This window comes from Streptomyces sp. NPDC102258 (assembly GCF_055584685.1).
Genome location: NZ_JBVJLO010000003.1, coordinates 23780 through 36306 on the forward strand (window position 1 = coordinate 23780; position 12527 = coordinate 36306).

Genomic DNA, 12527 nt, shown 5'->3' on the forward strand with positions numbered 1-12527 from the left:
GGCCTGTCTGCATCTGCCACACCAGGAGGACTCGATGGGTGCCAGCGATCACACGCTGACCTCGATTGAGATTTGCGCCGGAGCCGGGGGGCAAGCCATCGGTCTCCACCAGGCCGGCTTCCGTCACCTTGCCCTCGTCGAGATCGACGCCTACGCCGCGGCCACGCTGCGGCGTAACGTCGCCCTGCGGGACGGCTGGGATTTCGAGCGGGAGCACTGCGACATCATCGAAGGTGATGTCAATGATTTCAAGCCGATGGTCCAGCTGGAAAAGCCGGTCGGATATCTTGGCGGTCGCCAGCTGAAAACCGGGGAACTCGACCTCCTCGCGGGCGGTGTCCCCTGTCCCCCGTTCTCCCACGCGGGCAAGCAGCTGGGAAAGGATGACGAGCGCGACCTGTTCCCGCAGATGCTGAGACTCGTCGACGACCTCCGCCCCAAGGCCGTGATGATCGAGAACGTCCGCGGCATCAAGGACCCCAAGTTCGAAGATTACCGGGACTGGGTTGTGGCGCGCCTGCAGGGCGGCGAAGCCACGAACCCCGTAACCGGTGAGCGGGAAACCTATGAGGGCGCCGGTTATGAGGTCTGCGGGTGGCGGGTTCTGGAGGCCAGCGACTTCGGCGTCCCGCAGTTGCGTCCCCGAGCCATCCTCGTCGCCATCCAGAAAAGCCTTCTCGACGGCCGGACGTTCCAGTGGCCGAAGCCCGATGCGGAGGTCCAGACCGTCCGCGCTGCCCTGGAGGCGACGATGAGGGCGCGGTACCAGCCCTTCATCGACCAGGGCGGCGAGCTGGGCAGCCGGGCCCAGCGCAGGCTGGACCAGTGGCTTGAGAAGAAGACCGGTATCGCCCCCACCCTGGTGGGCGGGTCGAAGAAGCACGGGGGAGCGGACCTGGGTCCCAGCCGTGCCAAGGCCGCGTGGAACAGCCTGGGAGTCAACGCACTCGGTGTGGCCAACTCTCCCGAGGACTGCGTGACGAAGGAGAGCTGGGAGAGGGACCTGTTCCGCGAGGACGGCCCGATGCTGACCGTCACGCAGGCGGCGATCATCCAGGGATTCCCGCCGGAGTGGGACTTCGTGGGGGACAAGCAGTCGGAGGGCCGGCTCCCCGGCAAGACGGCGCAGTACCGGCAGGTCGGCAACGCGTTCCCGCCGCCGGTCGCGCACGCGGTCGGCAACGCCATCGCCGAGGTGCTCCGGGCCGCCGGCCCCCAGCCGCTGGACGGATCCGAGGACGAGCTCTAGCCACCCAGGACCCGCGGGTCCCCGCGGCGTTCCTGAACGGCGGCGACGACCCGCGCGGCGCAGACGTCTGACTGCTCGTGCTCCCAGAACCGGAGTACGAGCCAGCCAGCTTCTTCCAGCTGCCGGTCCGTATCGCGGTCCCTGGCCATGTTCCGGGCCACCTTCTCGGACCAGTAGCCGGGATTGGTCTTCGGGGAAACGTAGTGCTCCGGGCAGCCGTGCCAGTAGCACCCGTCGATGAACACCGCTACCTTCGTCGGCCGGAAGACCAGGTCAGCCGTTCTGCGCAGACCAGGCAGCGGCCGGGCAGCGATCCGGTAGCGCAGCCCCTTGGCATGAAGGAGGCGCCTGATGACGAGCTCCGGCTTCGTGTCGCGGCTCCGGATCGCCTGCATATTGCGCCGACGGGCCGCGGAGGACGCCCAGGAGCCCTCGGGGGGCTGCCAGAGGATCTCATCCGGCATCGTCCCGCTCTCCCTCCGTCCGCAAGGCGATCCAGTCCTCCGGCCCAAGCGTGATCTTGCGGGCTGCCGCCAGGTCGCGCTGCTCGGGGAACTTGCCACAGAGCAAGGTCAGACCGTCGCGGGCGAGGTTCTTCCTGATGTTGCGCGCTCGCCGCAGGGGGTCGTGATTGCCCGCACCGACGGTGGCGATCACGCTGCGCGGAACCACGAAACCTTCAAGGTAATTGAACATCATCGTGAACCGGCGCTCCTGCCCCGGCCGCTTGGCGAGGACGCGGCCAGCCTGGTCCGGAGTGAGGAGGGTCAGCGGGTTGACCGGCAACGGGGTCCAGTCGTACAGGGGCACGCTCCAGTGCTCACGGGCGTGAACGGCGAGCCCCCGCTTCCCGTCCCGGTTCCCCGTGCCGCGGTAGAGCCAGGAGCGGTGTGCGCGCACGAGCCAGGACCGGTGCCGGCTGCGGCCGAGCTGGATCTGTGTGCAGATGCAGAGCTGGCACTGCGCCTCGGCCGGGATGGCCCAGTTCGCGCCGACGGTGGCCTTGAGGTCGACGGGTATGCCGGCGATCCGGGTATCGAGCGGGGGGTCCTTCGGGAGGTTGAAGGCCCGGAGTACTTCGTACTCCAGCTTCGCTCCCACCGACGCTCTCTCGCCGGGGTGGACCTCCGGGGACAGCAGGTCGTACCGACCGGTCCTGGCACCGTCGAGGACGTAGTCGACCGCGTTGGCGATCGCTCGCGTGTACAGCCCTGCGACGTCGTATGAGCGCATGCTGCTGAGGACGGCCTGCAATTCCGTGTCCTCGGCAGGAGCGCGCAGTATGTGCTGGTCCGCGTCGGTGTTCGCACATACCTCGCCCGGCTCGTGGAGGATTAGACGGCCCCTGCTCACCCGTGGACCGTCCTGGACGCGTCGCCGTGGCATTCCGGGTAGGGCTTGCCTGAGGTGCACCAGCAGGGGGTGGTGGGGGTGGGGGGCCAGGGGGTGGCTTTGCCGCGGGCGGCCAGGGTGGTGGCGTATTCGGCCAGGAGGGAGGGGGAGGCCGGGGAGGTCTTCTCCGAGGCCGCGAAGGCTTCGTACGAGGGGACGTTGCCCGTGACGATGCCGAGGTTGGTGGTGCCCGAGGCGGCCAGGGCGCGGAGGGAGGCCTCGGTGGCGTTGAGGTGGGCCTCGTGGGAGGGGTACTCCGCCGCCAGGGTGGGATAGGAGGCGACGAGTTCCGCCAGCTCGCGCTGGGGCCAGTGGAGGATCGCCACCGGGAACGGGCGCGAGAGGGCGGCCCGGCGGTCGCCCAGCTCGGCGCGCAGCCGGGCGATCTCCGCGCGCAGCTCGGCGGGGTCGTCGGAGCCGAGGGCCCAGATGCGCTTCGGGTCGTGGAGCTCGTCCAGCGGGATCGGGCCGGAGTGGCGGGTGTCGGCGACCATGTCCCAGTCGTCGTGGGGCAGGGCCAGCAGGCGGCGTACGCGGTGGCGGCCCGTGAGGAGGGCCGTGGTGGCCTGGGTGAGGGGGGTGTCCTCCGAGGTCAGGAGGGTGGCCGCCTCGGTGAAGCACTCGTGTGAGGCTTCCAGCTCGTCGTGGGCTTCCAGGGCTTCCGCGATGACCTCCCAGGGCGCCGGGTCCGCGGGGGCGGCGGCGCGGATGCCGGAGATCAGGGCGCGGGCCTCGGCCTCGTGGCCGTACTCCCACAGGTTCGCGGCCTGGAGGGCCTTGATCAGGTGCGGGTCGGCGGGCGCGGCGGCGAGGAGCTGGTCGTACAGGGTGCTCGCGCGCTCGCGTGCGTCGCCCAGTTCGAGGTGGGCCGCGGCCTGGAGGAGCAAGGGCTCCTGGTCCTCGGGGTAGCGGGTCGCCGTGCGGATGAGGCGCTCGGCTTCGGCGATGTGCTCGGCAGGCGTGTCGGGGCGCATGGTTCACACCGTACTGCCGCTGGTCAGTTGAGGGGGGAGGACTTAAGGTGCGGGCCGTGCGGGATCGCGTGCGGGTGGTGGTTCAGGGGCGCGGCCGGCGGGGGCGCCGGGCCGGGGTCGTGCGGCTGCTGTGGGTGGGGGCCGAGGTGATCACCAGCGTGGGTGTGGTGCTGGCGTTGCTGGTGGTGCACCAGGTGTGGTGGACGAACCGGCAGGCCGTCGCCGCCGCCCGGGAGCAGGTGAGCCGGCTGGAGAGTGCTTGGCGGACTGATGACACCCCCCTTGGTTTTGATGACACCCCCGTTTTAGGTTCAGGTTCAGGGCCAGTGCCAGGGCTAGGTCCAGATTCAGGTGCGGGTGCGGGTGCGGGTGCTGGTGGGGGTTCGGAGCCGGGGCCTGTGCCCGGTGGCGGCGAGAGTGCGCGCGGTGCGGCCCCGGCTGCCGGTGGTGCCGGGCGGTCTGGGGGCGTGCCGTCGCCGGGGCGGGAGGAGGCGTACGCCGTGTTGCGGGTGCCGAGTCTCGGGATCACCGTGCCCGTCGCGCAGGGGGTCGACAAGCGGGCCGTGCTGGACAAGGGGTACGCCGGGCACTACCCCGGGACCGCGCAGCCCGGGGAGGCCGGGAACTTCGCGCTGGCCGGGCACCGTAATACCCACGGGGAGCCCTTCCGGTACGTCAACCGCCTCAAGGCGGGCGACCGGCTGCTGGTCGACGTACGGGGGCGGAGGTACACGTACGTGGTGGGGAAGGTGCTGAGCGAGACCACCGAACGGGACACCGGGGTGATCGCGCCCGTGCCGCACAGTACGGTCCGGGCCGGCGCCGGGTACACGGAGCCCGGTGCGTACATCACGCTGACGACCTGCACGCCCGAGTACACCTCCAAGTACCGCCTGGTGGTGTGGGGAACGCTGGCGTCCTAGGGTGGGGCGGTGCGTCCGAAAAGGGTGAAGCGTCCGCAACTGCTCTGGCTGGGGGTGCCCTTCGTGCTGTTCGCGGGGGCGCTGCCCGTCGTGAACCGGCTGGAGCCGCGGGTCGGTGGAGTGCCGTTCCTGCTCGTGTGGTTCATCGGGGCGACGCTGGTCACGCCGCTCGCCGTATGGCTGGTGCGGCGCGCCGATCTGCGGGACGCGGGCCGGCGGGCCGGGGGCCGCGGGTGAGCGCCGCCGCGGTGGCCACGTCCGTCTTCGCCGTCTTCATGGTGGCGACCGTCGCGCTCGGGCTGCTCGCCGTGCGCGGACGCGGCGGGGGCGGCGGCGGGCTCGCCGAGTGGTCGGTGGGCGGGCGTTCGCTGGGGACCGTGTTCATCTGGGTGCTGATGGCGGGGGAGGGGTACACCAGCTTCAGCTATCTCGGGGCGGCCGGCTGGGGCTACGACTACGGGGCCCCGGTGATGTACGTCGTCGCGTACATGTCCTGTGGCTACGCGGTCGGGTACGTCGTCGGGCCGATGCTGTGGGACTACGCGCGCCGCCACGGGCTCGTCGGGATCAGCGACATGGTGGCCCACCGCTACGGCCGCCCCTGGCTGGGCGCGGCGGTCGCGGTGCTGGCGACGGTGTTCCTGCTGCCGTACATCCAGCTGCAGATCACTGGCATGGGCGTCGTCGTCACGACGGTGACCTACGGGGCGGTGTCGCTGCACTGGGCCTACTTCGTCGCGTTCGCGGTGACCACCGGCTTCGTGGTGGTGAGCGGGCTGCGGGGCAGCGCCTGGGTGTCGGTGCTCAAGGACGTGCTGGTCATCGGGACGCTCGCGTTCCTCGCCTGTTACGTCCCGTTCCACTACTTCGGCGGTTACGGGGAGCTCTTCGACCGGCTCGCGGCCGAGAAGCCGCAGTGGCTGACGCTGCCCGGGCACGGCGGGGGCGGGGGCGGCGAGGGGCGGCTGGGGGTGGGCTGGTTCGCCTCGACGACCGTGCTCAACGCGCTGACCGTCGTCATCTTCCCGACCACCGTGGCCGGCTACCTCGGCGCGCGCAGTGCCGACACGCTGCGCCGCAACGCCGTGCTGCTGCCCGCGTACAACGTGCTGTTGTTCGTGCCGATGCTGCTGGGGATGGCGGCGCTGTTCGTGGTGCCGGGGCTGGCGGGCGCCGAGTCCAACCTCGCGTTGTTCAAGCTGGTGGTCGACTCGCTTCCGGCGTGGGCAGTGGGGGTGATCGGGGTGGCGGCCGCGCTGTCGTCGATCGTGCCGATGGCGGTCTTCATGCTGGTCATCGGGACGATGTGGGGGCGCAGCGTGCTGTCGCTGGTGCCGCGCTGGAGTACGGGGGAGCGGCAGAAGACCGCCTCGCGGATCGTCGTGGTCGTCGCCGGGTCGGTGGCGCTGGTGATGACGTACGCCGCTCCCAACACGCTGGTCCGGCTGTCGCTCGTCTCGTACGAGGGGATGGCGCAGCTGTTGCCGATGCTGCTGCTGGGGCTGGTGTGGCGGGGATTGAGGGTGTCGGGGGCGGTGGGCGGACTCGTCGTGGGGGTGGCAGCCGTCTGCGGGCTCGTGTTCACCGGGAACGACCCGGTGTGGGGGGTGAACGCGGGGATGGTGGCGCTGGTGCTGAACCTGGCGGTGGCGCTCGCGGTGTCCTGGAGCGTGGGCCGGTGGGGACCGGGGGAGTCGGACGGGCGGGCGGACGGGGAGGTGCTGGCGCGCGATCCGGTTCCGGTGGGGGCGGAAGAAGAAGAGGGGGAGGGCGGGGCCGTTGTCAGTGGCTCCCGTTAGGATCGGTCGTGAGTTCGCGTCTCGGCGGACTCCGAGAAGGGGGAGGGGGCGGTCCGGATGGCTCGACGAGCCGACGCGCGTTCCCTGTTGTCCTTCCTGCTCTCCTCGCGGGCGGGCGGACTGCTCGCCGCCCTGCTGGTGTTCGGCGGGCTCCTCGGCCTGATGCCGGGGGAGAACGGCCTCGCCGCCGCCGTGGTCGCGCTGGCCGCGGCCGTCGCCGTCGGGGCCGCCGCGCTGGCGGCCTCCGTCGTACGGTCCATGCCGCCGCACCGCATACGCACCGCGATCCGTGATCGCGAGCAGCGCACGGCGTTCCTGCCGCAGCGCGATCCCGACGCCTCGGGCCGGTCGCGGCCCAGGGCTCCAGGCCGGCCTGTCCTGACGGCCGCGTAGGGGCGCGCAGTTCCTTCGGGTACCGATCGGTGTGGTGGCGTACCGCTGCCACCATTACCACCCTCGGTATCGCCTTCCGCTGACTGATCACTGTCGTCGCCCCTCGCGGGTCGTCGCGCCGAAAAGCACCTTCTTTCGACGTTCGACGAGACCCCTCGGAGGGCCCGCGTGTCCGTTTTCACCCATCTTGTTGCCGAGCTGGGCCGGCTCCTGCAGCCGGTACTGGCCGAGTCCGCGACCGCTGCCGCGATCGTGCTGTTCACCGTGCTCGTACGGCTCGCCCTGCACCCCTTGAGCCGTGCCGCGTTCCGTGGTGCGACGCCGGTGGCCGGCTGCCTGCCGACGCTGTTGCAGTTGCCGGTGTTCTTCGTGATGTACCGGGCGTTCTCCTCCTCCGAGGTGGGCGGCGCCGCCAACGAGCTGCTGGGGCACCGGCTGTTCGCCGCCCCGCTCGGGTCCCGGTGGGCGGACGCCCTCGGGGAGGGCGGCCTCTTCGGGGCGCGGGGGCTGGTGTTCCTGGGGCTGTTCGCGGCCGTCGGGGTGGTGGCCGCGTGGAGCGCGGTCCGGGGGCGGCGGGCCGCCGCGGCGGTGCCGGTGGTGCCGGTGGTGCCGGTCGCGCGGGCGGGCGCGCCGCGTGGGGGCAAGGCCGGCTCGGGTGTGGCCGGTGTGGCCGGTGCGGCGGGTGCGGGGGCGCCCGCGCTGAGTGCCGAGCAGCAGGCGGCGATGCGCAAGCTGGGCGGCGTACTGCCCCTGCTGTCGTTCGGGACGCTGATCACGGCGGCCGTGGTGCCGCTGGCCGCCGGGCTGTACCTGGCGACCACCACGGCGTGGTCGGTCGCGGAGCGGGCCTGGCTCCAGCACCGCAAGGACCGGGCCGCGCGGGAGGAACCGGAGTCGGCTGGAGGGGCGCGTTCCAGTCTGTGAACAGGGTCTTGCGGATTGGTTGGGCATCTTGGAGGATCAACCAATCCTCCGATGGCCGCAACCCATCGTCCGGCCCGGGGCATGCCCATGGGCCGACCACCCTCGACCACGGGAGAATGTCCATGAAGTTGCTGCGTGTCGGACCCGTCGGAGCGGAGCGCCCCGCGCTGCTCGACCAGGACGGGGCCCTGCGCGACCTGTCCGGCCTGATCACGGATGTGGACGGCGCCCTGCTGGCCGACGACTCCGTCCTGTCTCGCGTACGCGAAGCCGCGTCGGCCGGCGAGCTTCCGGTGCTGGACGCGGAGGGGCTGCGCGTCGGCTCCCCGGTCGGCCGGATCGGCAAGATCGTGGGCATCGGGCTGAACTACCACGGGCACGCGGCCGAGGTCGGCGCGGAGGCTCCGGCGGAGCCGATCGTCTTCCTCAAGTCCCCGGACACCGTGGTCGGCCCGGACGACACCGTGCTCATCCCGCGCGGCAGCGTGAAGACCGACTGGGAGGCCGAGCTGGGCGTCGTCATCGGCGCCACCGCCCGCTACCTGGGTTCCGCCGAGGAGGGTCTCGCGCACGTCGGGGGCTACGTCCTCGCGAACGACGTCACGGAGCGCGCCTTCCAGACGGAGCGCGGCGGCACCTGGGACAAGGGCAAGAACTGCGAGACCTTCACCCCGCTCGGCCCGTGGCTGGTCACCGCCGACGAGGTCCCGGACCCGCAGGTCCTGGACGTGCGGCTGTGGGTCAATGGGGAGCTCCGGCAGGACGGGCACACCTCGGACCAGATCTTCGCGGTGGGCGAGGTCGTGCGGTACCTGAGCCACTTCATGACCCTCTACGCGGGCGACGTGATCGTCACCGGCACGCCGGCCGGGGTGGCGGCGGGCCAGCCGGAGCCGAAGCCGTTCCTGCGGGCCGGTGACGTCGTCGAGGTGGAGATCGCGGGCCTCGGGCGCCAGCGCCAGGAGTTCAAGGGCGCGTAACGCGGCTGCCGCTGAGCTGGGGGGGGAGTGGGGGCGGGGGGAGAGGGGCGGGGCCGTCGGGGGGCGGGTCCGCCCCTTCGGCATGCCCGCCGGCTCCCCCTCCGGTGCGGCCGGTGGGGCCGGATGGGCCGGGCCGGCTCAGGTGATGTCGACCGTCACCCCGTCGCGCGAGGAGCGGCGCGCCGCTTCCAGAACCGCCAGGCAGTCGGCGGCCTCGTACGCGGTCACCGGCGCGGGGCCGCCCGTACGCAGGGCCCGCGCGACGGCCGCGTAATACGCCGGGTAGTCCCCGTGCTCCGTCGGCACCGGGATCCCGCCTCCCGTCAGCGGGGATTCGCCGGAGCCGAGCCGCCCCCACAGGTGCGGCGGCTCCTCGCCCCACAGCGCGCCGTCGGCCCGGTCCGGGCGCAGGCCCTCGCGCAGGGCGGCCTCCTGGGGGTCGAGGCCGTACTTGACGTAGCCGGCCCGCGAGCCGAGGACGCGGAAGCGCGGGCCGAGCTGGGCGGTGGTCGCGCTGACGTGGAGGTGGGAGCGGACGCCGTTCGCGTGGGTGATCGCGATGAAGGTGTCGTCGTCGGCCTCGGCGCCGGGGCGGCGGACGTCTGCCTCCGCGTAGACCCGTACCGCCGGGCCGAAGAGCACCAGCGCCTGGTCCACGACGTGGCTGCCGAGGTCGTACAGCAGGCCGCCGATCTCCTCCGGGGCGCCGGACTCGCGCCAGCCGCCCTTGAGCTGGGGGCGCCAGCGCTCGAAGCGGGACTCGAAGCGCTGGACGTCGCCGAGTTCGCCGTCGGCGAGGAGGCGGCGCAGGGTGAGGAAGTCGTTGTCCCAGCGGCGGTTCTGGAAGACGGAGAGGAAGGTGCCGGTCCGGTCGGCCAGGGCGGCGAGCTCGCGGGCCTCGGCGGCGGTGGCGGCGAGGGGCTTGTCCACGACGACCGGGAGGCCGGCGGTGAGCGCGGCGGTGGCGAGCGGGACGTGGGTCTTGTTGGGGGAGGCGATGACGACGAGGCCGGGGGCGTCCTCGCCACCGGCCGCGCGCTCCCACAGCTCCTCGGGGGAGGCGGCGAAGCGGACGTCCGGGTAGGCGGCGCGGGCCTCGGCCTGGCGGCCGGGGTTGGAGGTGACGACCGTGTCGAGGACGAGGCCCTCGGTGGCGGAGACGAGGGGGGCGTGGAAGACGGAGCCGGCGAGTCCGTAGCCGATGAGCGCGACGCGGAGGGGGCTCGTGGGGGTGGCGGGGTCGGCGGAAGCGGTGGGGGAGATGGGAGCCGTGTTCATGACTCCACTTTGGCAACAGCGTTGCGCAAGTGCAAGGAGGGTGGACAATGGGCGGGTGAACAGGGGCAACGGGAGCGGTCGTGGCGGGGCGAACCTGCCGGTCCTGCGCGGGTACAACGAGGCACTGCTGTTGGACCTGCTGCGCGCGGCGGGCGCGCCCGGGCTCGGGCGCGCCGAGCTCGCGGCCCGTACGGGGCTCACCCCGCAGGCCGTCAGCAAGATCACCGCGCGGCTCACGGCGGAGGGGCTGGTGGCCGAGGCCGGACGCGGCGCCTCCACCGGCGGCAAGCCGCGCACGCTGCTGCGGCTGGTGCCGGGAGCCGGGCACGCGGTGGGCGTGCAGCTGGACCGGGACGAGCTGAAGGCGGTACGGGTCGACCTCGCGGGCGGCGTCGCCGAGGCGTGGCGCGGCCCGCTGGACTTCGGGGCGGGCCCGGACCTGGTGGTGGAGGCGGTGCTCGCGGCGGTCGTACGGGTCTGCGCGCGCGGGCCGGCCACACCACCGCTCGGGGTCGGGGTGGCCGCGCCGGGGCCGCTGGACTGGCGGAGCGGGGTGCTGGGGCGGGTGACGGGGTTCCCGGGCTGGGAGGGGTTCCCGTTGCGGGAGGTGCTGGAGGGGCGGCTGGGGTTGCCGGTGGTGCTGGACAAGGACACCAACGCCGGGGTCGCGGCGGCCGCGGGGCCGGGCGGGGCCGGTTCGTGCGTGTACCTCCATGTGGGGACCGGGCTGGGGGCGGGGCTGCGGCTCGACGGGGCGGTCTACCGGGGGGCGCGGTCGGCGGCGGGGGAGTTCGGTCACCAGGTGCTCCGGCTGGACGGGCCGCCGTGCCGGTGCGGGGGCCGGGGCTGCCTGGAGGTGCTCTGCCTGGAGGCGGTGGCCCGGGGTGACCTGGCGGGGGCCGCGCGGCTGCTGGGGGAGGGGGCCGCGAACCTGGTCGCGCTGCTGGACGTGGACCGGGTGCTGCTGGGGGGCCGGGTGGTGGCGGCGGATCCGGAGGTGTTCGTGGCGGGGGTCCGGGCGGTACTGGCGGCCCGGGCGCTGACGGATGAGCCGGTGGTGGTGGGCTGGGCGGTGGCGGGAGTCGCACAGGGCGCCGCCGAGCTGGCACTGGCCCCCTTGTTCGGCCACGCCTGACCCCGGCCGGGGCCGCCCCTGGGGTCCACCCCGCAAACGCCGGCGGGGCTGGATGTGGCGGCTGGGTGGTCGTGCCGGGCCGGGGGTGTGGTGCTGCGCCCGGCTGGTGGCGGCTGCGCCGAGGCTCCTGGGGCTCCGCCCCAGACCCCGCGCCTCAAACGCCGGCGGGGCTGGATGTGGCGGGCGAAGTGGCCATGCCCGGCGGGGGGAAGTAGCGCTGCGCTCGGCTGGTGCTGGCTGTGGCGGGACCCCTGGCGCTTCGCCCGAGACCTGTGTTCCAGCGCCAAGTGGGGGCGGAGTGGCGGTCCGGCGGTGCCGGCGGGGGCCTGGTGTTGCGCCCGCTGGCCGCGACTGCGCCGCGCTTCCGGGGCTGCGTGCCGCGAGTGCGTTGCTGCGCCGAGGCCCCGGGCCTCGCGGCGCGAGCGTCGGTGGGGAGGGATGGGGTGCGGTGGGTTGGACTTCGGGGCCGATCGGGGGTAAATCCCGAGGGGTGGGCGCGGCTTCGGAGGGGTGGGGGTGCGTGCGTGGGAGGGTGCGGGCAGGGCCGGGGTGATTGTCGCCTCGTCCGATCTTCTTCTTCCGCCTCCTCCCCCCTCATCGTCATCATTCCGTTCGGCGAGCAGCGAAGGTCTTCCATGGGACAGCGACTGCGACTGCGACAGCAACACCGACCGCCCCTGCGTACGGCGCTTGCCCTCACCGCCGCCCTCCTCGCCGCCGGCGCCTCCCCCGCGCAGGCCGCCCCCGGCACCGGCGCCCCCGGTGCCAGCGCCCCCGCCGACGCCGGCGGCGGGCCCGCCGCCCGGCCCGCGCCCGCGCTGCCCTCCCGGATCCAGGCCAGCTGCGGCGACGGCAAGAGCACCGCCTTCCCCATCGGCGCCCGCATCCGCGGCGGTCCGGCGGTCTACCGGGTCGGTGCCGAGCCGCAGAGCTGGCTGCTGGACCTGACCAACAGCACCGGCGCCACCTGCACGGCCATCCACCCCGTCATCGTGTTCACGGACACCGACCGCGCCCTGCGCCCCCAGGACCTGCGGATGGAGTTCGACGCCCCCGGCGGCACCCACCCGGTGAACCTGGAACGCAGCGACCGCGACGAGATCATCGCCGTCTTCGAGGGCGGCGACGCCTTCCCCGGCTTCTCCGTACCGGCCGGCGGCACCGCCACCGTCAAGGTGCGCCTGGCCTTCGCCCCCGACGCCCCCCACGGCGAGGTCCTCGCCGACGCCGCCCTCGTACAGCGCAAGGGCGCGCAAGGCGAGGACGGCGACTGGGTCGGCGAGGCCGGCGGGTACCGGTTCTCGGTGGAAGGCCCGCAGGAGGACGGCGGCAGCGCCGAGTCCGGCTCCCTCGCGCACACCGGCCCCCGCGAGTGGGCCTACGGGGCCGGCGCCGTGGCCGCCCTCGCCTCCGGCGTCGCCCTGCTGCTCGCCGCCCGCCGCCTGCGCACCCGCTGACCCGAATCCCGGTCCGGCCCCGG

General features: G+C 73.2%; 14 protein-coding genes. 9 read left to right on the forward strand and 5 right to left on the reverse strand.

Features of this window, described 5'->3' with window-relative positions; genetic code table 11:
- The first annotated feature begins 34 nt into the window (after positions 1-34).
- Entirely contained in the window at positions 35-1249 is a 1215-nt protein-coding gene (locus ACZ6ZT_RS05750) for a DNA cytosine methyltransferase (RefSeq protein WP_469715899.1), read from the forward strand.
- Here the strand turns inward: ACZ6ZT_RS05750 and ACZ6ZT_RS05755 are convergent.
- The 4 genes from ACZ6ZT_RS05755 to ACZ6ZT_RS05770 all read right to left on the reverse strand — a co-directional run bounded on the left by ACZ6ZT_RS05755 (position 1246) and on the right by ACZ6ZT_RS05770 (position 3892).
- Positions 1246-1713, reverse strand: a complete 468-nt coding sequence (locus tag ACZ6ZT_RS05755; protein ID WP_469715900.1) for a very short patch repair endonuclease — start codon at positions 1711-1713, stop codon at positions 1246-1248. The two genes, ACZ6ZT_RS05750 and ACZ6ZT_RS05755, sit on opposite strands and share 4 nt — an antisense overlap.
- Complete coding sequence (locus ACZ6ZT_RS05760) at positions 1703-2482, reverse strand: NaeI family type II restriction endonuclease (RefSeq protein WP_469715902.1); 780 nt, start codon at positions 2480-2482, stop codon at positions 1703-1705. Before ACZ6ZT_RS05760 ends, ACZ6ZT_RS05755 begins: the two co-directional genes overlap by 11 nt.
- Before the next feature lie 116 nt (positions 2483-2598).
- Positions 2599-3615 carry a hypothetical protein gene (locus ACZ6ZT_RS05765; protein ID WP_469715903.1) on the reverse strand — a complete coding sequence of 339 codons (1017 nt, stop codon included), beginning with the start codon at positions 3613-3615 and terminating at the stop codon, positions 2599-2601.
- Between the two features lie 82 nt (positions 3616-3697).
- A complete protein-coding gene (locus ACZ6ZT_RS05770) occupies positions 3698-3892 on the reverse strand; it encodes a hypothetical protein (protein WP_469716613.1) in 195 nt (64 codons plus the stop codon).
- Between ACZ6ZT_RS05770 and ACZ6ZT_RS05775 the strand changes: the two genes are divergently transcribed.
- From ACZ6ZT_RS05775 to ACZ6ZT_RS05800, 6 genes are all read left to right on the forward strand, one after another.
- Complete coding sequence (locus ACZ6ZT_RS05775) at positions 3801-4538, forward strand: class E sortase (protein ID WP_469716572.1); 738 nt, start codon at positions 3801-3803, stop codon at positions 4536-4538. The two genes, ACZ6ZT_RS05770 and ACZ6ZT_RS05775, sit on opposite strands and share 92 nt — an antisense overlap.
- Before the next feature lie 9 nt (positions 4539-4547).
- On the forward strand, positions 4548-4775 hold the full coding sequence (locus ACZ6ZT_RS05780) for a DUF3311 domain-containing protein (protein ID WP_469715906.1): 228 nt from the start codon (positions 4548-4550) through the stop codon (positions 4773-4775).
- 38 nt (positions 4776-4813) lie between these two features.
- Positions 4814-6337: a sodium:solute symporter family protein gene (locus tag ACZ6ZT_RS05785; protein WP_469716574.1), complete on the forward strand. Its 1524-nt coding sequence runs from the start codon at positions 4814-4816 to the stop codon at positions 6335-6337.
- A gap of 57 nt (positions 6338-6394) precedes the next feature.
- Positions 6395-6730, forward strand: coding sequence for a DUF6412 domain-containing protein (locus tag ACZ6ZT_RS05790; RefSeq protein ID WP_469715908.1), 336 nt, complete (start codon positions 6395-6397; stop codon positions 6728-6730).
- Between the two features lie 168 nt (positions 6731-6898).
- Complete coding sequence (locus ACZ6ZT_RS05795) at positions 6899-7654, forward strand: YidC/Oxa1 family membrane protein insertase (protein WP_469715909.1); 756 nt, start codon at positions 6899-6901, stop codon at positions 7652-7654.
- A 122-nt stretch (positions 7655-7776) separates the two neighbouring features.
- On the forward strand, positions 7777-8634 hold the full coding sequence (locus ACZ6ZT_RS05800; protein WP_469715911.1) for a fumarylacetoacetate hydrolase family protein: 858 nt from the start codon (positions 7777-7779) through the stop codon (positions 8632-8634).
- Positions 8635-8772: 138 nt separating this feature from the next.
- Here the strand turns inward: ACZ6ZT_RS05800 and ACZ6ZT_RS05805 are convergent, their stop codons facing one another.
- A complete protein-coding gene (locus tag ACZ6ZT_RS05805; RefSeq protein WP_469715912.1) occupies positions 8773-9912 on the reverse strand; it encodes a Gfo/Idh/MocA family protein in 1140 nt (379 codons plus the stop codon).
- A gap of 55 nt (positions 9913-9967) precedes the next feature.
- Between ACZ6ZT_RS05805 and ACZ6ZT_RS05810 the strand changes: the two genes are divergently transcribed.
- Together ACZ6ZT_RS05810 and ACZ6ZT_RS05815 are read left to right on the forward strand one after the other, a co-directional pair.
- Positions 9968-11047 carry an ROK family transcriptional regulator gene (locus tag ACZ6ZT_RS05810; RefSeq protein WP_469715914.1) on the forward strand — a complete coding sequence of 360 codons (1080 nt, stop codon included), beginning with the start codon at positions 9968-9970 and terminating at the stop codon, positions 11045-11047.
- Between the two features lie 635 nt (positions 11048-11682).
- Positions 11683-12504 carry a hypothetical protein gene (locus tag ACZ6ZT_RS05815; RefSeq protein WP_469715915.1) on the forward strand — a complete coding sequence of 274 codons (822 nt, stop codon included), beginning with the start codon at positions 11683-11685 and terminating at the stop codon, positions 12502-12504.
- The last annotated feature ends 23 nt before the right edge of the window (positions 12505-12527 follow it).